The 21,249-nt window shown below is 62.6% G+C and carries 20 protein-coding genes and 1 riboswitch; of the genes, 5 read left to right on the forward strand and 15 right to left on the reverse strand.

Features of this window, described 5'->3' with window-relative positions; genetic code table 11:
* Window positions 1-229: 229 nt before the first annotated feature.
* Window positions 230-2,029, reverse strand: coding sequence for a phosphomethylpyrimidine synthase ThiC (gene thiC / locus JJJ17_RS14510; RefSeq protein WP_200687627.1), 1,800 nt, complete (start codon window positions 2,027-2,029; stop codon window positions 230-232).
* A 110-nt stretch (window positions 2,030-2,139) separates the two neighbouring features.
* A riboswitch (TPP riboswitch) is annotated at window positions 2,140-2,261 on the reverse strand.
* A gap of 266 nt (window positions 2,262-2,527) precedes the next feature.
* Here thiC and JJJ17_RS14515 point away from each other — a divergent pair.
* From JJJ17_RS14515 to JJJ17_RS14525, 3 genes are all read left to right on the forward strand, one after another.
* Window positions 2,528-3,448, forward strand: coding sequence for a sulfurtransferase (locus tag JJJ17_RS14515; RefSeq protein WP_200687629.1), 921 nt, complete (start codon window positions 2,528-2,530; stop codon window positions 3,446-3,448).
* 94 nt (window positions 3,449-3,542) lie between these two features.
* The gene (locus tag JJJ17_RS14520) at window positions 3,543-4,682 is read left to right on the forward strand and encodes a YeeE/YedE family protein (protein WP_200687631.1); all 1,140 of its coding nucleotides are present in this window, start codon (window positions 3,543-3,545) and stop codon (window positions 4,680-4,682) included.
* A gap of 89 nt (window positions 4,683-4,771) precedes the next feature.
* Window positions 4,772-5,266 carry a L,D-transpeptidase family protein gene (locus tag JJJ17_RS14525; RefSeq protein ID WP_234464115.1) on the forward strand — a complete coding sequence of 165 codons (495 nt, stop codon included), beginning with the start codon at window positions 4,772-4,774 and terminating at the stop codon, window positions 5,264-5,266.
* Window positions 5,267-5,379: 113 nt separating this feature from the next.
* On the opposite strand, the gene JJJ17_RS14530 is transcribed toward JJJ17_RS14525, so the two are convergent.
* From JJJ17_RS14530 to JJJ17_RS14595, 14 genes are all read right to left on the reverse strand, one after another.
* Entirely contained in the window at window positions 5,380-6,750 is a 1,371-nt protein-coding gene (locus JJJ17_RS14530; RefSeq protein ID WP_200687633.1) for an aspartate aminotransferase family protein, read from the reverse strand.
* The gene (locus JJJ17_RS14535) at window positions 6,737-7,507 is read right to left on the reverse strand and encodes an NAD(P)H-dependent oxidoreductase (protein WP_200687635.1); all 771 of its coding nucleotides are present in this window, start codon (window positions 7,505-7,507) and stop codon (window positions 6,737-6,739) included. The genes JJJ17_RS14530 and JJJ17_RS14535 overlap by 14 nt, the downstream gene beginning before the upstream one ends.
* 3 nt (window positions 7,508-7,510) lie before the next feature.
* On the reverse strand, window positions 7,511-8,968 hold the full coding sequence (locus tag JJJ17_RS14540) for an NAD-dependent succinate-semialdehyde dehydrogenase (protein ID WP_200687636.1): 1,458 nt from the start codon (window positions 8,966-8,968) through the stop codon (window positions 7,511-7,513).
* Between the two features lies 1 nt (window position 8,969).
* On the reverse strand, window positions 8,970-9,965 hold the full coding sequence (gene doeB / locus JJJ17_RS14545; protein ID WP_407673368.1) for a N(2)-acetyl-L-2,4-diaminobutanoate deacetylase DoeB: 996 nt from the start codon (window positions 9,963-9,965) through the stop codon (window positions 8,970-8,972).
* A gap of 25 nt (window positions 9,966-9,990) precedes the next feature.
* Complete coding sequence (gene doeA / locus JJJ17_RS14550; protein WP_200687638.1) at window positions 9,991-11,172, reverse strand: ectoine hydrolase DoeA; 1,182 nt, start codon at window positions 11,170-11,172, stop codon at window positions 9,991-9,993.
* A gap of 10 nt (window positions 11,173-11,182) precedes the next feature.
* Window positions 11,183-12,160, reverse strand: a complete 978-nt coding sequence (locus JJJ17_RS14555; protein WP_200687640.1) for a cyclodeaminase — start codon at window positions 12,158-12,160, stop codon at window positions 11,183-11,185.
* On the reverse strand, window positions 12,157-13,119 hold the full coding sequence (eutB, locus tag JJJ17_RS14560) for a hydroxyectoine utilization dehydratase EutB (RefSeq protein ID WP_200687713.1): 963 nt from the start codon (window positions 13,117-13,119) through the stop codon (window positions 12,157-12,159). The genes JJJ17_RS14555 and eutB overlap by 4 nt, the downstream gene beginning before the upstream one ends.
* Window positions 13,120-13,124: 5 nt before the next feature.
* Window positions 13,125-13,880 (reverse strand): aspartate racemase/maleate isomerase family protein, encoded by a 756-nt coding sequence (locus JJJ17_RS14565; RefSeq protein ID WP_200687642.1) that lies wholly within the window; start codon window positions 13,878-13,880, stop codon window positions 13,125-13,127.
* Between the two features lie 5 nt (window positions 13,881-13,885).
* Window positions 13,886-14,545: an ectoine/hydroxyectoine ABC transporter permease subunit EhuD gene (gene ehuD / locus JJJ17_RS14570; protein ID WP_200687644.1), complete on the reverse strand. Its 660-nt coding sequence runs from the start codon at window positions 14,543-14,545 to the stop codon at window positions 13,886-13,888.
* Complete coding sequence (ehuC, locus tag JJJ17_RS14575; RefSeq protein WP_200687646.1) at window positions 14,545-15,204, reverse strand: ectoine/hydroxyectoine ABC transporter permease subunit EhuC; 660 nt, start codon at window positions 15,202-15,204, stop codon at window positions 14,545-14,547. Before ehuC ends, ehuD begins: the two co-directional genes overlap by 1 nt.
* A 63-nt stretch (window positions 15,205-15,267) precedes the next feature.
* A complete protein-coding gene (gene ehuB / locus JJJ17_RS14580) occupies window positions 15,268-16,089 on the reverse strand; it encodes an ectoine/hydroxyectoine ABC transporter substrate-binding protein EhuB (RefSeq protein ID WP_200687648.1) in 822 nt (273 codons plus the stop codon).
* Window positions 16,090-16,114: 25 nt separating this feature from the next.
* Window positions 16,115-16,900 (reverse strand): ectoine/hydroxyectoine ABC transporter ATP-binding protein EhuA, encoded by a 786-nt coding sequence (ehuA, locus tag JJJ17_RS14585; protein ID WP_234464116.1) that lies wholly within the window; start codon window positions 16,898-16,900, stop codon window positions 16,115-16,117.
* A gap of 89 nt (window positions 16,901-16,989) precedes the next feature.
* Window positions 16,990-18,375: a MocR-like ectoine utilization transcription factor EhuR gene (gene ehuR, locus JJJ17_RS14590; protein ID WP_200687650.1), complete on the reverse strand. Its 1,386-nt coding sequence runs from the start codon at window positions 18,373-18,375 to the stop codon at window positions 16,990-16,992.
* A gap of 96 nt (window positions 18,376-18,471) precedes the next feature.
* Window positions 18,472-19,398: a LysR family transcriptional regulator gene (locus tag JJJ17_RS14595; RefSeq protein ID WP_200687652.1), complete on the reverse strand. Its 927-nt coding sequence runs from the start codon at window positions 19,396-19,398 to the stop codon at window positions 18,472-18,474.
* 195 nt (window positions 19,399-19,593) lie between these two features.
* On the opposite strand from JJJ17_RS14595, the gene JJJ17_RS14600 reads away from it, so the two are divergent.
* Both JJJ17_RS14600 and JJJ17_RS14605 read left to right on the forward strand, forming a co-directional pair.
* Entirely contained in the window at window positions 19,594-20,793 is a 1,200-nt protein-coding gene (locus JJJ17_RS14600) for an ABC transporter substrate-binding protein (RefSeq protein ID WP_200687654.1), read from the forward strand.
* The coding region (locus tag JJJ17_RS14605) for an ATP-binding cassette domain-containing protein (RefSeq protein WP_200687656.1) at window positions 20,793-21,249 on the forward strand (457 nt) is incomplete at its 3' end. The genes JJJ17_RS14600 and JJJ17_RS14605, both read left to right, overlap by 1 nt.

Here is a 21,249-nt window from a genome sequence, read left to right on the forward strand (position 1 = left end):
TGCAATCGGTATTTGTGCAACGAAGAAACGTCAGGGGCGCTTTTCGCAGCAAATGCTGGGGGAATGATCGCACAGGACATGCACTGCGAAGGCACAGGGCGTACACAGGCTGTACACAGCTTGCGAACGGTGGGTGTTGCGCGGGTGAGGGTGGCAGGGTGATGGACACCGCTGCCGCCGCTCATGGTCTTTCGGTTGCGGTCGTTTGCCCGACCCTATGCAGGCCGGGCTATTCCGCCGGTTCGTTCACCTTTTCGACCGGCACATACAGCGCGCCGCCCTCGCGGAATTTCTCGGCCATGGCTTCCATACCCTGATGCTTCTGCGCCTCGGCGCGGATGTCGTGGCTGATCCGCATCGAGCAGAATTTCGGCCCGCACATCGAACAGAAATGCGCCAGCTTATGCGCCTCTTTCGGCAGGGTCTCGTCATGCATCGACCGGGCCGTGTCGGGGTCAAGGCCAAGGTTGAACTGATCCTCCCACCGGAACTCGAACCGGGCGCGGGACAGGGCGTCGTCGCGGATCTGCGCGCCGGGATGGCCCTTGGCCAGATCGGCGGCATGGGCGGCCAGTTTATAGGTGATAACCCCGGTTTTCACGTCGTTGCGGTCGGGCAGGCCCAGATGTTCCTTGGGCGTGACATAGCAAAGCATCGCCGTGCCGAACCAGCCGATCATCGCCGCGCCGATGGCGCTGGTGATGTGGTCATAGCCCGGCGCGATATCGGTGGTCAGCGGCCCAAGCGTATAGAACGGCGCCTCGTCGCAGTGCTTCAACTGCTTGTCCATATTCGCCTTGATCTTGTGCATGGCGACATGGCCCGGCCCTTCGATCATCACCTGACAATCCTTGGCCCAGGCGATCTTGGTCAGCTCGCCCAAAGTCTCCAACTCGGCGAATTGGGCGCGGTCATTGGCATCGGCGATCGAGCCGGGGCGCAGCCCGTCGCCAAGGCTGAACGAGATGTCATAGGCGCGCATGATGTCGCAAATCTCGTCGAAATGCTCATAGAGGAAGCTTTCGCGGTGATGGTGCAGACACCATTTCGCCATGATCGAGCCGCCGCGACTGACGATCCCGGTCACCCGCTCGATGGTCAGCGGGATCATATGCAGGCGCACCCCCGCATGGATGGTGAAGTAATCGACGCCCTGTTCCGCCTGTTCGATCAGCGTGTCGCGATAGACTTCCCACGACAAATCCTCGGCGATGCCGCCGACCTTTTCCAGCGCCTGATAGAGGGGCACCGTGCCGATGGGGACGGGCGAGTTGCGGATGATCCAGTCGCGGATATTGTGGATATTGCGGCCCGTGGACAGGTCCATCACCGTATCCGCGCCCCAACGGATCGCCCAGACCATCTTCTCGACCTCTTCCTCCATCGATGAGGTCACGGCAGAGTTGCCGATATTGGCGTTGATTTTGACCAGAAAATTGCGGCCGATGATCATCGGCTCCAGTTCGGGGTGGTTGATATTGGCGGGGATGATGGCGCGGCCCCGTGCGATTTCGTCCCGGACAAATTCCGGCGTCACCAGATCGGGTAGTTCCGCGCCAAAGCTTTCGCCGTCGCGGCGATAGGCGGCAAGACGGCCCTCATTCTCGCGGATGGCGACATATTCCATTTCCGGGGTGACGATCCCGGCGCGGGCATAGGCAAGCTGGGTGACCGCCTTGCCGTCCCTTGCCTTCCACGGTGCGCGCTGCACCGGAAAGGCCGGGGTCAGCCGCGCGCCTTCCGCAAAGCCGTTATCGGCCGAGGTGACCGCGCGGGCCGGATATTCCTGCACATCGCCGCGTTGCTGCTGCCAGCGGCCGCGAACGGGCTTCAGGCCCTTGGCAATGTTGATCTGCGGCTCAAGGTCGGTATAGGGGCCAGAGCTGTCATAGACCACGACCGGGACTTCGTTCGAGACCGCAATTTCTCGCTGCGGGACAAGGATGTCGTGCAGCCTGCCGGGAACATAGACCTTGCGCGATGCGCTGAGCGCGCCGGTGGAAATGGTGGGTATGGTCGTCGTTTTCATCCGTGCCTCCACAAGTGACGACCCGGATGAGATGAGGCAGAAAGGCGGCCATGGGGTGCCGATACGGCATGGGCCCGATGGCCCGAACGGACCACCCCTTGATCAGGTTGCGGGATGCCCTTCGGTCTTCCTACGCCAGTATCAACTGGGTCAGGTTCAAAGGGTCGCTTCACCGGGGTTTCCCCCTCTCAGCCTCTCAGTCCCCTATGGCGGGACTCCCCTGACGTAGCGGCAGAATTGCCCGAGGCGGGGCGGGGGTCAATGGGGAAAGTGGTTTTCACCGGATGATGTCGGGCCGGGTCTGCTCGAATCATCATCGGCCAGATTTGGCTGACCTGCCGAGGGTGAGACCGGATTTTGCTTCATGGCGCCACAAGGCCGCGCGTTTCAATCTCTTCCGGTATCGAAATTAGGCCAGAACATTTCCTTGCCGAAAGCGGTCTTCCGCCGGTTAACTCGACCAAACAAGTCGTGATATGGAATGGAAAGGAAATCAGGATGGGCAAGGCTCTGCTGAAACTCGTCTCAACGGTCGGGGTGATCGCGATGACCGCAGGGGCAGCGCTGGCATCTGACGGGCCATTGGTGACGACCGAATGGCTTGAGGAAAATCTGGACAACCCCGAGGTTCGGCTGATCGAGGTCAGCGTCAATCCCGGCGTCTATGAGCGCGGCCACATTCCGGGGGCTACGAATTTCGTCTGGCACACCGATCTGGTCGATCCGATCCGCCGCGACATCGCCAGCAAAGAGCAGTTGCAGGATCTGCTGCGGCAGGCGGGCGTCGATGACGGCTCGACCGTGATCCTTTATGGCGACACCAATAACTGGTTTGCGGCCTGGGGCGCGTGGGTTCTGGACGTTTACGGCGTCGAGAATGTGAAGCTGCTGGATGGTGGCCGCGTGTTGTGGGAGGCCGAGGGGCGTCAGGTCTCGACCACCCCGCAGGAGCAGGAGCCCGGCGATATCACCCTGGCCGAGGCCGATCCGGCGCTGCGGGCGCGGATCGGCGATGTAGTGCAGGCGTCCGAGGATGGCTCGTCGGCGATTGTCGATATCCGCTCGGCTGATGAATATAGCGGCAAGGTGATCGCGCCCGAGGGCTTCAAGGAAACCGCGATCCGTGCAGGCCATGTGACCAATGCGGTGAACGTGCCTTGGTCGCAGGCGGTGCAGGAAGATGGCCGCTTCAAATCGCCCGAGGAGCTGAAAGAGCTTTATGCGGCGGCGGGTATCGATGGCAGCAAGCCGGTGATCACCTATTGCCGGATCGGCGAGCGGTCCAGCCATACATGGTTCGCACTATCGAAGATCCTCGGATACGACGTTAAAAACTATGATGGTTCTTGGACCGAATACGGCAATGCCGTGGGCGTGCCGGTGACCAATCTGGCCGGGACCGTCTGGACCGGGCAATAGGCTGCGACTTGTGGATCAGGGACAGTGATCGACGACAAGACTTCCTGTGAACTGCCGGCCCGTTCGCGCGGGCCGGATTTTTGATGAAGATGCCATGACGCTGACCTCTCGTCCCTTTGTCGCGATTTTCGCCGCATTGGCGCTGATCGTGCTGTATCTGAACCTGCCCGACAGGGACGCGCTTGGCCGGTCGCTGCCGGTATCCCTGCTTCTGGGCGGGGCGTTTGGGCTGGTGCTGCAACGGTCGCGCTTCTGCTTTTGGTGCATCAGTCGCGACTGGTTTGCCGACCGCGATCCGCGCGGCCTCTTGGGCATATTGGCGGCTCTGGCGGTCGGCATCATTGGCTACGCGGCGATCTTCGGGGTGTGGCTGCCAAACCCTGCCAGCGGGAGGTTGCCGCCCGACGCACATATCGGGCCGGTTTCGATCACCATGATCGCGGGTTCGTTCGTTTTCGGGATCGGCATGGCGCTAAGCGGGTCTTGCATCTCGGCGCATTTCTATCGGCTGGGCGAAGGGGCGTTCGGGTCGGTCATCGCGCTATTGGGGGCGTTCATCGGTTTCGGCTTGGGGTTTCTGAGTTGGAACACCCTGTATGTGCTGGATATCTATCGGGCGAAGGTGATCTGGTTGCCCACTTATCTGGGGCATGGCGGGGCGCTGCTTGTCAGCCTTGGACTGCTGGGCGTGGCGGCTTTGTGGCTGCTGTGCCAGCCGATGCCTGCCCAGCCCGAGGATCACCGCTTCGTTCTGGCGCGGCGCTGGCCTGCGGTGGTGGGCGGGATTCTGGTCGGCTGGATTGCGATGATCGCCTATTTCCGCGTCGGACCTTTGGGCGTGACCGCCGAACTGGGATCGCTGGCGCGGACAAGTGCAGATGCTGTGGGCTGGTTGCCGCAGACATTGCACGGGCTGGACAGTTTCGCGGGCTGTGCGACGGTGGTGAAAGAGGCGCTTTTCTCGCGCAACGGGGTGTTCGTGATCGGGATGGTGCTGGCATCGGCGGTTTCGGCGACTTTGGCGGGCGACTGGAAACCCGCGCCGCCTGCAATACGCACGCTGCCAAGGCTGTTCATCGGCGGGCTGATGCTGGGTTGGGGCGCGATGGTGGCACTGGGCTGCACGGTGGGCGTGCTGCTGTCGGGGATCATGGCCGGGGCGCTGTCGGGGTGGGTGTTTCTGGTCGCCTGTTTCGCGGGCGCGTGGATCGGCTGGCACCTGCGCGGCAAATAAACTCACACGATAGGGAATAATATTAATCTTTGCGGCGTATGCCGAATATCGAAGGCGCGTCCTGCGCTTCGCTATTTCGGAGAAACAACATGCGTCGTGCATTCATTGCGGCCATCGTTTTTGCGATGGCATGGTTTCCTGCGGCCTCCAAGGCGAGTGTGAACCCTCGCGGCGCCGCTATCACCCAGCTTTTGCTGGATAAATCAAAGAGAACTTTGTATCTGCTGAATGGTCGGACGGTGCTGCGGGAATATCGTGTCGATCTTGGCCCAAGTCCTGAAGGTCATAAACAGTTTCAGGGCGATGGTCGGACGCCGGAGGGTTTATATTATATTACCCACCGGAATCCGGGTTCGAGCTATTATCTTTCGCTGGGCATTTCCTATCCCAATCAGCAGGATCGGGAATATGCGCGGCAGCATGGGCGCAGTCCGGGCGGAGACATTTTTATCCACGGTCGCGGGCCCATGGTGCAATCGCCTCCGCGCGACTGGACAAGGGGATGTGCGGCGGTAACCGATCAGGAGATGACCGAGATTTTCAATCTGGTCGCGCCAGGCACGCCGATTTTCATCAAGCCATGACGGATGCTTTCGCCAGCACGGGCTGGCAGAGCAAAGGCCAGCGCCAAGCATCGCCCCGGCCCGACCTGATGTCGGGCGGGGGCTTTGTCACAAGCTACCGGCGATTTCGGCGTTCAGCCCAGCACCTCTTTGACCGCTTCGGTGGTCACGCCGACGATCGTATCGGCCTCGGCCTCGGTCAGACACAGCGGCGGGGCAAGGCCGATGATGTCGCCCTGCGGCATCGCCCGCGCGATCACGCCGCGCTTCAGCATCGCTGCGACGATCTTGCCGCCGATGGCTTGGCTGGGATCGAAGAAGGTTCGTGCCTCGCGGTCCTGCACCAGTTCGACCGCGCATAGCATCCCTTCGCCACGCACATCGCCGACATTCGGATGCGCGCCAAGCGCGGCCTGCATCCGGGTGTTCAGATAGCCGCCGACCTTGCCCGCGTTCTCGACCAGTCCCAGCTTGTCGATCAGTTCCAGATTGGCGACGCCAGCAGCCGCGCCGATGGGGTGGGCGGAATAGGTCCAGCCATGCCCCAGAACCCCGAATTCGTCGGTGCCCTGCATCAGCACATCCCACATCCTCTGGCCGACAATGCTGCCCGACAGCGGCGCATAGGCCGAGGTCAGCCCCTTGGCGATGGTGATCAGATCAGGCTTCAGCCCGTAATGGTCCGAGCCGAACATGGTTCCCAGACGGCCAAAGCCCGTCACCACCTCATCCGCGACCAGCAGAATGTCGTGGCGGTCCAGCACTTTCTGGATCGCCTCCCAATAGCCGGCGGGTGGGGGCACGATGCCGCCGGTGCCCAGAACCGGCTCGCCGATAAAGGCGGCGATGGTGTCGGCGCCCTCGGCTGCGATCAGCTTTTCAAGCTCTTCGGCGCAATGGGCGCTGAAATCGGCCTCGCTCATACCCGCATCCTTGCGGCGGAAATAATAGGGCGCTTCGGTATGGATCACCTGCGCCAGCGGCAGATCGAATTTCTTGTGGAACAGCTCCAGCCCGGTCAGCGAGCCGGTCATCAGCCCCGATCCGTGATAGCCCCGCCAGCGCGAGATGATCTTCTTCTTCTGCGGTAAGCCACGGATATTGTTGTAATACCAGATCAGCTTGATGTTCGTCTCATTCGCGTCCGACCCGCCAAGGCCGAAATAGACCCGCGCCATGTGATCGGGCGCGCGGTCCATCACCATCTTGGCAAGCGTGATCGAGGTTTCCGAGCCATGCCCGGCATAGGCGTGGTAATAGGCCAGTTCATGCGCCTGCGCGGCGATAGCCTCGGCGATCTCGGTCCGGCCATAGCCGACATTCACGCAGTAAAGCCCCGCGAACCCGTCCAGCAGCCGGTTGCCGTCGCGGTCGGTGATATGGACGCCTTCGCCCCCGGTCACGATCCGCTGCGCGGCCTCGCCCCGGGCGAACTGGCCCAGATGGGTCGAGGGGTGCATGAAATTCTCGCGATCCCATTTCGCAAGCTCGTCATTCGTCAGCATGGCAGATTTCTCCTTGCATAGTCCTGTCTTTCCGGGCCTTGGGCTGGCCAAGCTCATCCCAGTCCTCCCAACCCGGATATTTCAGCGCGGCATCGGTCCAGACATTGTCCAGCCGATCCAAAAACGCTTGCTTCAGCGCGTGAAACTGGCGCTGGAAATCATCGTCCGACACATAGCTGAAGCCATGTCCCGCGATTCCGTAAGAGGCGTGCGGCGGCAGGACATCGAAGCCCATGTAGTAAAGCGAGAATTGCGTGGACCAGAGAATCTGGTCCAGCTCGCCGCCGCGACCGCCCGCGACAAATGCCTGCGACGGGGCGCCAGAGGTGACCGAGCAGATCGCCCGCTTGCCCCGGAAATAGCCGCGATCATAGCGCATCTTGCTGGTGTAAAGCCCGCCACTGACAAAGACGCGGTCGAACCATCCTTTGAGAATGGCCGGGACCGAATGCCACCAGATCGGGAACTGGAAGACGACCAGATCAGCGGACTCCAGCATCTCGATCTGTTGGGTGATCTCGGCAGGCAGGGTTTGCGTCTGGGCGGCGTGACGCTGTTCGGCCAGCGGCGAAAAGGTCGCGGTTTCCGCGCGGTTGGCATAGTGGCTGGCACTTTCGACCGGATCGAAGCCAAGCGCATAAAGATCGGCGATGGCGACCTCGTGTCCCTGAGCCTTGAGATGCGCCGCGCCGTCCCGGACAAGTTGCGCATTGAAAGACGTTGGCTCTGGATGGGCGAGAATGAAGAGGACGTTCATCGGTCAACTCCAGTCGCGGCAGATATATTTGATGTCGGTGAAGGCTTCGAGACCGTGGCGAGATCCTTCGCGGGCAAGGCCCGATTGCTTCATGCCGCCAAAGGGGACCGGCGCGCCGGTGACTTTGGTGCGGTTGACGGCGACCATGCCGAATTCCAGCGCGCGCGACAGCCGGTAGATACGGCGCGGGTCCTGCGAATGCAGATAGGCGACAAGGCCGTATTCGGTGTCGTTGGCGATGCGGACGGCGTCGTCCTCGGCATCGAAGGGGGTGATGGCGGCGACGGGGCCGAAGGTTTCCTCGTGGAAGATTTTCGCATCTGGCGGGACATCGGCCAGCACGGTCGGCTGATAGAATAGCGGGCCCTGCGGGTCGCGCTGGCCGCCGGTCAGCAGGCGGGCGCCATGGGCCAGTGCGTCCTGCACGTGATCCTCTTGCTTCCTCACCGCGCCTTCGTTCATCAGCGGGCCAAGGTCGCGATCATCGGTGCCGGGACCAAGGGTCAGCGCCTTGACCCGATCGGTGAACCCCTTGACGAAGGCGTCATAGATCGGCCGCTCGATCAGGAAGCGGTTGGCGCCAAGGCAATCCTGCCCGGTGGTGGCGAATTTGGCCTTTACCGCCTCGTCGATGGCCTGATCCAGATCGGCCTCGGCAAAGACGATGAAGGGGGCGTGGCCGCCAAGTTCCAGCACCAGACGCTTCACCGTATCGGCGGATTGGCGATAGAGCAGCCGCCCGATTTCGGTCGAGCCGGTGAAGGACAGCGCCCGGATGCGCGGATCGGCGCACCATTCGCCGACGATCTCGGGCGCATTGCCGGTCACCACGTTGAAGACGCCGGGCGGGAAGCCCGCACGATCCGCAAGCTCTGCCAGCGCCAGCGCCGAAAGCGGGGTTTCCGCAGAAGGATGCACGACCACGGTGCAACCAGCGGCCAAAGCCGCCGCCGCCTTGCGGGTAATCATCGCACAGGGGAAATTCCACGGCGTCACCAACGCCGCCACGCCCACGGGTTCGCGCCAAAGCTCCATCTCGGCGGTCGAGAGATGCGAGGTGACGCTTTCGATATTCGGGCGTTTCGCCTCCTCTGCGTAGAACTCGATGAAGCTTGCCGCATAGCCGATCTCGCCCCGCGCCTCGGACAGGGGCTTCCCCTGTTCGGCGGTCATGATACGGGCCAGATCCTCGGCATGGTCAACGATCAGCCGATGCCAGCGCAGCAATGCGGCGGATCGGTCTTGCGGCAGGCCCCATGCCCAGTCGTGATAGGCGTCCTGCGCGGCATCGACCGCGATGCGTGCCGCCGCCGCGTCCAGACGCGCGACATTGGCGATGGTGCCGCCGGTGGCGGGATCGGTGACGGCAAAGCGGTCCTGCGCCGCGCGCCATCGCCCGCCGATGAAAGCGTCTTGCCGGACAAGCGACAGGTCCGAGACGAAATTGGTCAGATCCAGCATGTCATGCCTCGATTTCCACGCCGACGACGGCCACGCAGTCGCCGGGTTTCACGATTCCGGGGAAGTGCCGGGCCATGAACAGGCCCGAGCGGTTGGCGGTCACGGTGACCGGCGCAAGGCCGGTGCGGGTGACGGTGAAGATGCGGGCGATGGGCTGACCCTTGGCGACGGCATCGCCCAGATCGGCCAGAAAGGTGATCAGCCCGCCATCTTCGGCGAAGGTGAAGCAATCGGCGTCGGGCATGTCCAGCCAACGGGTCGGGTGGGCCTCGACCTCGCCGCGCATGACGCCCGCCGCGATCAGCAGGTTCTGCAACCCGCGAATGGCGATATTGGCGGTGCTGGCCGTGGCGGTGCCGCCGCCGCCAAGTTCGGTCGTGACGAAGACCTTGCCCATATCCTCGGCGGCGGTGTCATACATACCGACCGCGTCGATCTCTAGCATCTTGACCGACCAAGGGGCCCCGAAGGCGCGGACCAGATCGAAACTTTGCTCCTCCTGCCGTTTGTCGGGCAGGATGTGGGCCGCGCAATAGGGCAGGAAATCCAGTGTCTTGCCGCCGGAATGGAAGTCCAGCACCACATCCGCCATCGGCAACAGCACGCGCTGAAAGTAATCGGCGATCTTCTGGGTCACGGTGCCGTCCGGGCGGCCCGGAAAGCTGCGGTTGAGGTTGCCATGATCGATGGGCGAGGTGCGGGTGGACGCGCCAAAGGCCGGATAGTTCATCGCCGGGACGATGATGATCCGGCCCGTCACATCCTCGGCCCGGATCTTCGCGGCCAGATCGTAAAGCGCGATCGGACCTTCATATTCGTCGCCGTGATTGCCGCCGGTCAACAGCGCCGTCGGTCCGTCGCCATTGTTGACCACGGTGATCGGCGTCATGATCGATCCCCATGCCGCATCGTCGCGGGAATAGGGCAGGCGCAGGAAGCCGTGATGCACCCCCGGCGCTGCGTAATCCACCGTGGCCGTGATCGGCGAGGGGATCATCTGCATCTGCATCGGCAGCATTGCCTTAGTCCTTCACGAACAGCTTGCGCGGGACCGAGGCCAGCAGTTCGGGCGCACCCTCGGTGATGACGATGGATTCGGTGATTTCCAGCCCCATCTCTTCGGACCAGAGGCCGGTCATGAAATGGAAGGTCATGCCGGGTTCCATGACGGTGCGGTCGCCCGGGCGCAGCGACATGGTGCGTTCGCCCCAGTCGGGCGGATAGCTGACGCCGATGCCATAGCCGGTGCGGCCGTCCTTGATGATGCCGTGTTTCTTCAGCACGGCGAAAAAGGCACCCGCAAATTCTTCGCAGGTATTCCCGGCTTTTGCGGCCTCAAGCCCCGCCTCCATGCCTTCCAGCACGGCCTTTTCACCGTCCAGAAATACCTGTGTCGGTTTGCCCAGAAACACCGTCCGCGACAGCGGCGCGTGATAGCGGTTATAGCAGCCGGCGATTTCGAAGAAGGTGCCTTCGCCCGCGCGCATCGGCCGGTCGTCCCATGTCAGATGCGAGGCCGCGGCCTCTTTCCCCGAGGGCAGCAGCGGCACGATGGCCGGATAATCGCCGCCAAAACCATCGGTGCCACGGATGCCCGCGTCATAGATTTCCGCCACCAGATCGCATTTGCGCATGCCGGGTTCGATCTTGTCGAAAATCCGTTCGTGCATCTTGGTCACGATCGCGCCCGCCTTGCGCATATAGTCAAGCTCGGTCGGCGATTTCACCGCGCGCTGCCAGTTCACCAGACTGTTGGTATCGCTGAATTTCGCATCCGGCAGGTGGCGTTGCAGGGCGGCAAAGGCGGCGGCGGTGAACCAGTAATTGTCCATCTCGACACCGATGCGCTTCGCGCCCCAGCCTTTGTCCTTCAGGATCGAGGACAGCAGGTCCATCGGGTGCTTTTCGGTATTCTGGACGTAATCATCCGGGTAACCGATGATGTTTTCATGCGCCAGATAGGCGGTAAAACGGGCGCCTACCGCATCCATGCCGCGCCCGAAGAAGATCGGCTCGCCCACCGGGGGAACGACGACGCATTGATGGACATAGAAGGACCAGCCGTCATAGCCGGTCAGCCAGTTCATGTTCGACGGATCGGTGACGATCAGCAGATCGACGCCTTTCGCCTCCATCGCCCGACGGGTCTTTTCCAGACGTTGCGCGTATTCTTGGCGGCTGAACTTCAATGCGACTTCTGTCATGGTGCTGCTTTCAGAGGGTGAAGGATTGCCCGGCCCCGGCCTTGGCGGCGCGCGACAGGGCAAGGGCGGCGATGGCGGTGTCCTGAATGCCGGTGCCGGTCAGGTCGGCCAGTGTGATCTGTTGCGCCGAGCTGCGGCCCGGCGCCTGACCGGCGATGATCTGGCCAAGCTCGGGGAAATCGCGGTCAGCGAGGGGTGAGTGGCGCAATTCGCCCAGCAGACGGGTCTGGTTCAGGCGGTCGGCGACGTAATGGGCGGCCTCGATCAGATCCGGGGCGATCTCGTTCTTGTGCCCGGCATCCGAGCCCATAGCGGTGATATGCGCGCCGGGCTGGACATCGGCCAGATGCAGGATCGGGCTTTCGGTGGGGGTAGTGGTGACGATCACATCGGCGGTTTGGGTGGCGCCCTTGACCGCCTCTGAAACAGCGACCGGAAAGCCGAGCTGCTGCGATATATCGGCGGCGAAGGCTTCGGCTTTCGCGGGATCGCGGGCCCAGATGCGAACGTCATTGATCGGGCGGACCAGCGACAGCGCCTGCAACTGCATCCGCGCCTGCATGCCCGCGCCAAGGATGGCAGCGGATTGAAAATCCGCTGCGGCCAGATGCCGTGCCGCGACCGCGCCTGCCGCTGCGGTTCGCACATCGGTCAGGTAGCCATTGTCCAGCAAAAGCGCCTCGACCAGCCCGGTTGTCGTGGACAGCACCACCATCATGCCATTGGTCGAGGGCAGGCCCAGTTTGGGATTGTCGAAAAAGCCGGGGCTGATCTTGATCGCGAAATGATCGAGGCCGGGGATATAGGCGGTCTTCACGTCCACCTCTCCCCGGTGTTCAGGGATGTCGAGGCGCAGGACCTGTGGCATCGCCACGGGCTTCGTCGCCAGCGCCCGGAAGGCATCTTCGATACAATCGATGGCCGCCAGATCAAGCGGGACGAGGGCGCGCAGGTCGGCCTCGGTCAGGATGGTGACGGGTTTTCTCATGGCGTCTCCGGGGCGTCCGCGCCTGCGAGGATGCGGGCGTGAAGGCCGGGGTCGATATTGGCCCCGGACAGGATGGTGACGGTCGGGCCGTCCAGTGTCAGCTTGCCCGACAGGATCGCGGCATGGCCGACGGCGGCAGCGCCTTCGACCACATGACCCGCGCGAGCGAGGTGGCGGATGCCGGCGGCGATTTCGGCTTCCGAGACAAGGACCACGCGGTCCAGCAGCGCCCGGCAGATGGGGAAGGTCACGCGGTTTTCCATGCCGATGCCGCCGCCGAGGCTGTCGGCGAAGCTGGCTTCCTCGGTCACTTCGACGGGATGGCCTGCCCTGAGGCTGGCCTGCATCGCCGCGCCGTTTTCCATGGTGATGCCGATGATTTTGGCTTCGGGGCGCAGGGCCTTCACCGCGACGGCGATGCCCGCCGCCAGACCGCCACCGGACAGCGGGATCAGCACGGTTTGCACATCCGGGACGGCATCGAGGATCTCCAGCCCAAGCGTGCCCTGACCGGCAACCACATCATTGTGATCGAAGGGCGGGATCTCGGTCATGCCTTCGTCGCGGGTGGCGCGGGCGACCTCGATCATGGCCTGGTCTTGGGATGCGCCGGTGATGCGGACCTCCGCGCCCAGATCGCGGATGGCCTGCACCTTGTTGGACGGAACCAGCCTCGACAGGCAGACCACGGCTTTCGCGCCGACCTGCTTGGCGGCATGGGCGACGGCGCGGCCATGATTGCCGGTCGAGGCGGTGACAACGCCATTGGCGCGGGCGTTTTCAGGCAAGGACAGGATCGCATTCGTCGCGCCGCGCAGTTTGAATGCGCCCGTTTCCTGTTGGTATTCGCATTTGAGGCTAAGGCCCGGCAGATCCGGGTCAGCGACCACGGGCGTCTGCCGGATATGCGGCGCAATGCGCGTGGCGGCGGCGCGGATATCGGCAAGGGTGACGGGCAGGGGGATCACGATGCCACCATCGGTGCCGCCATCGGCAGCCGCATCAACTGTCCGTCCGCGCCTTGGCCTTCGTCGCCGCAAGTCCGCATGACCGCCCATGCGGTCGCGTAGTTGGATGAGACGGCGGGAATGCCCGTTGCCGCCTCGATCTGTCCGATGACACCGGCCGCGCGCAAGGCGGTGCAGGATATGAAGATGGCATCGCTTCCTCGGACCATCGCGGTCCGTGACGCCTGCACGATACTTTCCGGCGTAATCCGCGCCATCTCGCGATCATCGGTCAGGCCAAGCGCGGTGACGCCCATCAGCGTGAACCCCCCGGCCTCGAAACAGGCCGCCATCGGTGCGGTGGTCTCGTGGGTATAGGGAGTCAGCAGCGTGATCTTTTCCGCGCCAAGCGCCCGCAGACCCGCAAAAGCCGCCGAGATCGGCGTGATCGCCTGCGTCCCCGGTTTGCCCTGAAGGATCGCCGCGCGCACGGCCTCGTCCCCGATCACCACCGAGGCCGAGGTGCAGCTATAGACCACCGCATCCAGCGGCTCATCAGGCAGGATCAGGCGGGCCGCTTCGGTGATGTCGCCAGCCATCGCCGCCAAAGTCGCGGGCGTGACCGGATTGGCAAAGGGGATACGGGTGGAATAGACCCCGATTCCGCGCGGCGACAGGATGCGGTGGAAATCCGGCTCGGTCGTGTGGTCGGTCGCCAGCGCGATCAGCCCGACCCGATGGGGCAGCGGACGATCATCCAGCGTGATATTCATTTCCGTCACCTTGCGCGCCCCCCGAATTTCCGTTCCAGCCAGCGCAGCCCGAAGACCGAGAAGATGCTGATGATGAGGAAGAACACGCCCACCAGCGTCATCGGTTCAACATAGCGGTAGCTGGTATTGGCGACCGAGCGGGCCTGGCTCATCATTTCCATGACGGTGATGGCGGTCAGGAGCGGCGTTTCCTTGAACATCGCCAGCAGGTAATTCGCCATCGCCGGGATCATCGGCGGGATCGCCTGCGGCAGGATCACATGCACCCATGTCTGGCGCGGGTTCAGGTTGCCTGCGCGCGCGGCCTCCCACTGACCACGGGCGACGGATTCGATGCCGCCGCGATAGACCTCGGAGAAATAGGTGGCGTAATGCAGGCCCATGCCGATGACACCGGCGGTCAGCGGCGGCAGGCGCAGACCGAAATCGGGCAGGATGTAGAAGATGAAGTAAAGCTGCACCAGCAACGGCGTGCCGCGAATGAATTCAACGACAAAGCCGGTGGTGCGCGAGATGAGGCGGTTGGTGGACCGGCGCAGAATGGCGAAGACCAGACCAAGCACGGCGGCGACAATCGCGCCCAGCACCGTTGCAAGAATGGTGATCTTCAGACCCTGAAGCAGGGTCGGCGTGATGCTGATCGCGAAATCCCAATCCCAGAACATCAGCGCACCCCGTCCAGACCGCGCGTCGCCCGACGCTCAAGATAGCGCATGCCCGTAGAGATCAGCAGCGACATGATGAAATAGAGGATCAGGATGGTGACGAAGGGGAAGATCGTGTTGCCGGTCTGCGACCGCACGATCTGCGCCTGAAAGGTCATGTCCGACAGCGAGATTAGCGACACGACAGCGGTGGCCTTCAAAAGCTCGATGGCGTTGTTGCCAAAGGTCGGCAGCATCAGCGGCAGCGCCTGTGGCAGAATGATGTGCCGCATCTTCTGATAACGGGTCAGGTTGACGGCGGTGCAGGCCTCATACTGGTCTTTGGGAACTGCAAGGATCGCGCCCCGCACCACCTCGGCCCCGTAGGCACCGACATTCAGGCCAAGCGCCATGACGCCAGCCTGCATCGGCGTCGGCGACCAAAGCCCGGTCATCGGCAGCACGAAATAGATCCAGAACAACTGCACGAAGATCGAGGTGCCGCGGAAAAATTCGATGTAACAGGTGGAAATCCAGCGCAAGACGGCGACATGCGACACCCGGCCAAGCCCGGCGATCAGCGCCACGACCAGCGCCAGCGCGCAGCCCATCACCGTCAGCTTGACGGTGACCCATGCCCCCTGAAGGATGAGTGTCAGATATCCTGCCCAGTCGCCCATGCGCTGTCGCCCGTTCCTGCTTGAAGAAGGGGGGGCGGGTCGATGCCCGCCGCCCGGATCACATCATTCCTGCGCGCAAAGCGTGTCGCGGTCGGTCGAAATCGCGGCCTCGGCCGAGAAGCCGTAAGGCTCGATGATCGCAGCGAATTCGCCGGATTCCTTCAGCTTGGCCAGTTCCACGTCAAAGGCATCGCGCAGGTCGGTGTCGCGCTGATTGAAGGCGGCGCCGTCGCAATAGACCGGCGCATCCTTGACCGGGGCGAAGACCTCAAGATTGCTGTCGCCGGATTTTGCCAGCAGATCGTTCAGCGACAGGACCGGCAGCGAATAGACATCGATGCGACCGTCCTGCAGCATCTTCAGCCCGGATTGCGCATCCGGCACCACGATCACCCGATCACGCGGAACGCCCGCATCAAGCGCCAGCTTTTCCTCGGTCCCGCCACCGGGCGCGCCCATCGTGGCGCTGTCATCGGCGGCAATATCGGCATAAGATTCAAAGCCCTTCGGATTGCCCGCAGGCACCAGAAGCGCCTCGGCGTCGCAAAGGATCGGCTGCGAGTAGGCGACGGCGGCGCAGCGTTCGGGCTTCATGAACAGCCCCGCCGTGACCGCATCGACGCGCCCGGCCTGAAGGCTGGGGATCATCGCGCCATATTCGGAAATCGACGCCTCGACATCATCGATGCCCAGTCGCTTGAACACTTCGCGCGCCACATCCGGCCCCGCACCCGACACCTTGCCGTCCGAGGCGACCGAGGTGAAGGGCGGCTCGTTGGCGATGGCGATACGGGCAAAGCCCTGTTCGCGCAAATCTTCCAGCTTGTCGGCCAGCGCGGGCAGGGGCGCTGCCACAAGCAGGGCTGCAATCATGTATGACTTCATCTTCTTCTCCGCTGTTGTTGTCGCCTCAGACGTGCTGGCCTGCGGCGATGATCTTGCGCAGGAAGGTCCGCGTGCGTTCCTCCTGCGGGTTCTTGAAAATCTGCTCTGGCGGGCCGGATTCCACGATCTTGCCCTTGTCGAAGAACAGCACGCGGTCGGCGAAATCGCTGGCGAAGCTCATCTCGTGGGTGACAAGCAGCATCGTCATGTCGGTTTCCGAGGCGAGACGCTTCATCACGATCAGCACCTCTTCGACCAGTTCCGGGTCAAGCGCTGATGTCACCTCGTCAAACAGCATGATTTCGGGGTTCAGGGCCAAGGCGCGGGCAATCGCCACGCGCTGTTTCTGCCCGCCCGAAAGCTGCGAGGGCATGTGACCGGCCTTGTCGGACAGCCCGACCATCTCCAGCAACTCACCCGCCCGCTTGTCGGCATTGGCGCGGCTTTCGCCCTTGGTCAGCATCGGGGCAAGGGTGATGTTTTGCAGCACGGTCTTGTGCGGGAACAGGTTGAAATGCTGGAAAACCATGCCGATATGGCGGCGCATCTTGTGCAGATGCGCCTCATTCGCGGGCACTTCGGCGCCGTTCTTCTGCATGTGATACAGCGGCTCTCCCGCCACCTCGATCCGCCCGCCCGAGATCGTCTCAAGCGTCATCAGAATGCGCAGGATGGTGGTCTTGCCGGACCCCGAGGGACCGATCAGGGCCAGTTTCTCGCCCTTCTTCACCTCGAAATTCAGCCCGTCTATGACGGTCAGCGTTCCGAAGGACTTGCGCAGGTCTTGGACACGGATGATCGGTTCGGTCAAAAGCAGATCCTCTCGCTGGTTAACGAGAGAATTGCACTGATATTAAATCAGGTCAATCTGAAAATAATATCATATCAATTTGGGCCAGATTAGATCATCGGCAGCAGCGGTTCTGCCTCTTCGTTCAGCAGTTCGGTGACCATTTGCAGGCCTCTGCGCAATTCTCCGACATGGGTTGAACCAAGCGCGATTCGAACGGCGTCGCGGCGGTTCCGGTCGTTGACGCGGAACGCCCGACCCGAGGCGATGGCAACGCCGCGCTGCGTCGCGCGAGCGACGAATTGATCCTCATCATAGCCGGGGGGAAGCTCCAGCCAGATATGCAGGCTTTGCGGATGGGCGCGGAAGCTGGTCCCGGCCAGCATATCGCGGGCCAGCGCATGCCGGTCGCGCAGGGCGGCGCGCTGCCAGTCCAGCAGCTTGTCAACGGTGCCGTCATTGATCCAGTGGCTCAGCAGATCGACCATGACCGGCGTCGCCATCCAGTTCGTCACCAGATGCCGATTGGCGGCAGAGGCGGAAAGCCGGTCAGGTGCGACCAGATAGGCAAGCCGCAGGCCGGGCAGGGTGATCTTGGTGAAGCCGTTGATGTGCAATACCCTTTCCGGCGCCAGTGCGGCCAGCGGCGGCGGCCTGTCCACGATCAGCGCGTTCAGCACGTCGTTTTCGATGATGGTCAGATCATGGCGGCGGGCGATCTCGACAATCTCGATCCGGCGTTTTTCGCTGACCATCGTGGTGCGCGGCCCGATGGCCGAGGGTTGCATGTAAAGCACCTGAACCGCACCACGCGCGGCGGCGTGATCCAGCGCATCCGGCAGGATGCCGTCATCGTCCGAAGCCAAACCTTCCAGATGAATCCCAAGGTATTTGCACAATGGAATCAATAGATGGTGCGTCAGCGCCGAGGTTGCCATGGTGCTGCCCGCAGGCGCGGCGCTCATCACCGCCGTGGTTATCGCCGAAGTCGCGCCGTCGGTGATGATGATATTGTCGGGCGCAGCGACGATCCCGCCGCGCCGCAGCCATTCGGCGGCAACCGCGCGATGCCGGGGCAGGACCGAGCTGGGCCGGAACGACAGGGCCGAAGCCGCCGCCATATTGTCCGCGACCCAATGCAGCCCGTTGCGCATCAGTTCGGTATGCATCCGGTCGCTGACAGGCTTCAGGATGGACAGGTCGATCAGTTCTTTCGACCGCTCGGTCAGATAGGGCGGCGCATTCTCGGCCAGACCGGCGCGCACGAACGAGCCGCGCCCGACCTCGCCCACGATCAGCCCGCGCCGGATCAGTTCCTCATAACTGCGCGACACCGTCTGAACCGATAGCCCAAGTTCGAACGCCAGCTTGCGCTGCGTTTTCAGTTGAGTGCCCGCGGCAAGGCTGCCATCGGCGATGGCGCGGGTGAACTGATCGGCGAGCGACAGATAGGCCGGTCGGCTCAGCTTCGTTGGGTCGGGACTCCATGCATTCATATCAATATTGCCGCAAAACCACTACAATTGGCCTGAATTGTACGGATAATAGGGCAGGGTCGTGATCGAATCCAGCGGCATTGCGCGGTGGTCGGGTCACTTGGCCGGTCGATTGGCGTGATCTTGCGGGTCGCGGGACAGTTGCGCACCGCGTTCGCGCACCTTGTCGATCAGGAAACTGATCACCGCACGCTCGCGGCTCAGCATCCGCACGTCGCGGTGGCAGGTCAGCCAGTAGGTGCGGGTCAGTGCCACCTGATCCGGCAGGACGATCCGCAGGTCGGGATATTTCGCGGCGATGTAATGCGGCAGAACGCCAATGCCCAGCGAATTTCGAACCGCTGCCAACTGATTGAAGATGCTAGAGCTTTTTACTTCGGCCCGGATCGCCGGATTGATCTCTCGCAGATAGTCGAGGCCCGGCGCGAAGATCATGTCCTCGATATAGCCGATGAAGCGATGCTCATGTAGATCGTCGCGGCTTTGCACCGGCGGGGCCGATGCCAGATAGCGGTCGGTCGCATAAAGATGCAGCGTATAATCGATGATCCGGTCCGAGCGATAAGGCCCGCTGGTCACCGGGTCCAGCGTGATCGAAATATCCGCCTCGCGCCGGGATAGCGACAGAACCTGCGGCATGGTGATCTGTTCGACCAAAACCAGCGGAAAACGCTCGATAAATTCGGGCAGCAGGAAGCGTGCGAAAAGGCCGCCGAACCCCTCTGGCATGGCCAGCCTCAGGGCGCGGGGGCGGCCGGGGGCGGGGGATTGCTCGACCGGGATATGCCCTGCGGCTTCCTCCATCCGCTCGGCAGTTTCGATCAGGCGTTGCCCGGCAAGTGTGGTCTCGTAGCCGCGGGCGTTTCTTTCGAACAGGCGTATGTTCAGTGCCTGCTCAAGCCGGTCGATTCGGCGCGAGACGGTGACATGGGACGTGCCCAGATGCCGTGCGGCACGCGAAAGCTGCCTCTCGCGCGAGACGGCCAGAAAGAATTGCAGATCATCCCAGCTAAGTTTACTCATCTGTTCAAAAACGTACACAACCTGTATGGAATTAATCCTTTCTGAACGCTTGTGTCAAAATCGAAATGCGGTCATCCTTCCAAATGGAGCGATCCCGAGAGGAGACAGGGGTCGTGACGTTTCAAACGGACAGCGTTCCACCTGCGGGGTGACGATCACCCAACGGCGGAAGGAATGCGCCACTGGGAGGTAATAATGCGCAAGTTTCTGCTGTCGACCGCTGCGGTCGGCCTCATCGCCGTGCCCGCCGTCGCAGAAGTGTCGGACGGCAAAGTAAAAATCGGCATTCTGAACGATCAATCCGGCGTCTATGCCGATTTCGGCGGCAAATATTCCTTCGAGGCCGCCAAGATGGCTGTCGAGGATTTCGGCGGCACCGTTCTGGACGCCCCGATCGAGGTGATCAGCGCCGATCACCAGAACAAGCCCGACGTGGCCTCGAATATCGCCCGGCAATGGTATGATACCGAGCAGGTCGATTCGATCATGGAACTGACCACCTCGTCGGTCGCGCTGGCCGTGCAGGCGCTGTCGGTCGAGGCGAAGAAGATCACCCTGACGACCGGCGCCGCGACGACCGAACTGACCGGCCCGCAATGCTCGCCCTATGGGTTCCACTGGGCCTATGACACGCACGCTCTGGCCGTCGGCACCGGCGGCGCGCTGGTGGAAGAGGGCGGCGATAGCTGGTATTTCCTGACCGCCGACTATGCCTTTGGCTATTCGCTGGAAGAGCAGACTTCGGCATTCGTCACCGAAAAGGGCGGCACTGTCCTGGGCGCTGTGCGGCATCCGCTGGCGACCACCGATTATTCCTCGTTCCTGCTGCAGGCACAGGCTTCGGGAGCGAAGGTGATCGGTCTGGCGAATGCCGGGATGGATACACAGAACGCGATCAAGCAGGCGTCGGAATTCGGCATCACCCAAGGCGGGCAGAAGCTGGCGGCGTTGCTGTTCACGCTGGCCGAGGTGCATGGTCTGGGCGCCGAAGCCGCGCAGGGCCTGAACCTGACCGAAAGCTTCTACTGGAACCGCAACGAGGCATCGGCTGAATTCGGCAATCGCTTCAAGGAACGCACCGGCGTCATGCCGAACATGATCCATGCGGCGACCTATTCTGGCGTGCTGCAATATCTGAAGGCGATCGAGGCCGCAGGCACCGATGAGACCGAGGCCGTTGCCGCCAAGATGCACGAAATGCCGGTGGATGACTTCTTCGCCAATGGCGCCTCTGTCGGGGCGAATGGTCGGCTGTTCTCGGATGTCTATCTGATGGAGGTGAAGGCCCCCGATCAGATCACCGAAGAGTGGGACTATTACAACGTCCTTGCCACGATCCCCGGCGATCAGGCCTATCTTGCGCCAGCCGATAGCGGCTGCCCGCTGGTTCAGTGATGGCTGTAGCTGCCGAAACGCAGTCCGAGCCTCGGGTGGTTTTGACCGCCCGGGGTCTGGGCAAGGACTTTGCCGGGTTCACGGCGGTCAACAATGTGGATCTGGATGTGCGTCACGCGCAGATCCACGCATTGATCGGGCCGAACGGGGCGGGCAAGACCACCGTCTTTAACCTGCTGACCAAGTTCCTGCCGCCGACCCGCGGCAGGATCGAGCTGTTGGGCAACGACATCACCCATACCGGCCCGGCCAAGGTCGCGCGGATGGGCTTGGTGCGCAGCTTTCAGATCTCGGCGGTGTTTCCGCATCTCAGCGTGCGCGAGAACGTCAAGGTTGCGCTGCAACGTCCTGCCGGGCTGGCCACGCAGTTCTGGCGGCCGCTTTCGGCGCTGGACCGGCTGAACGACCGGGCCGATGAATTGATCGACCGGCTGGGCCTTGGCACCTATCGCGACC

The organism is Paracoccus caeni (assembly GCF_016629665.1).
GTDB classification, from domain to species: Bacteria; Pseudomonadota; Alphaproteobacteria; order Rhodobacterales; family Rhodobacteraceae; genus Paracoccus; species Paracoccus caeni.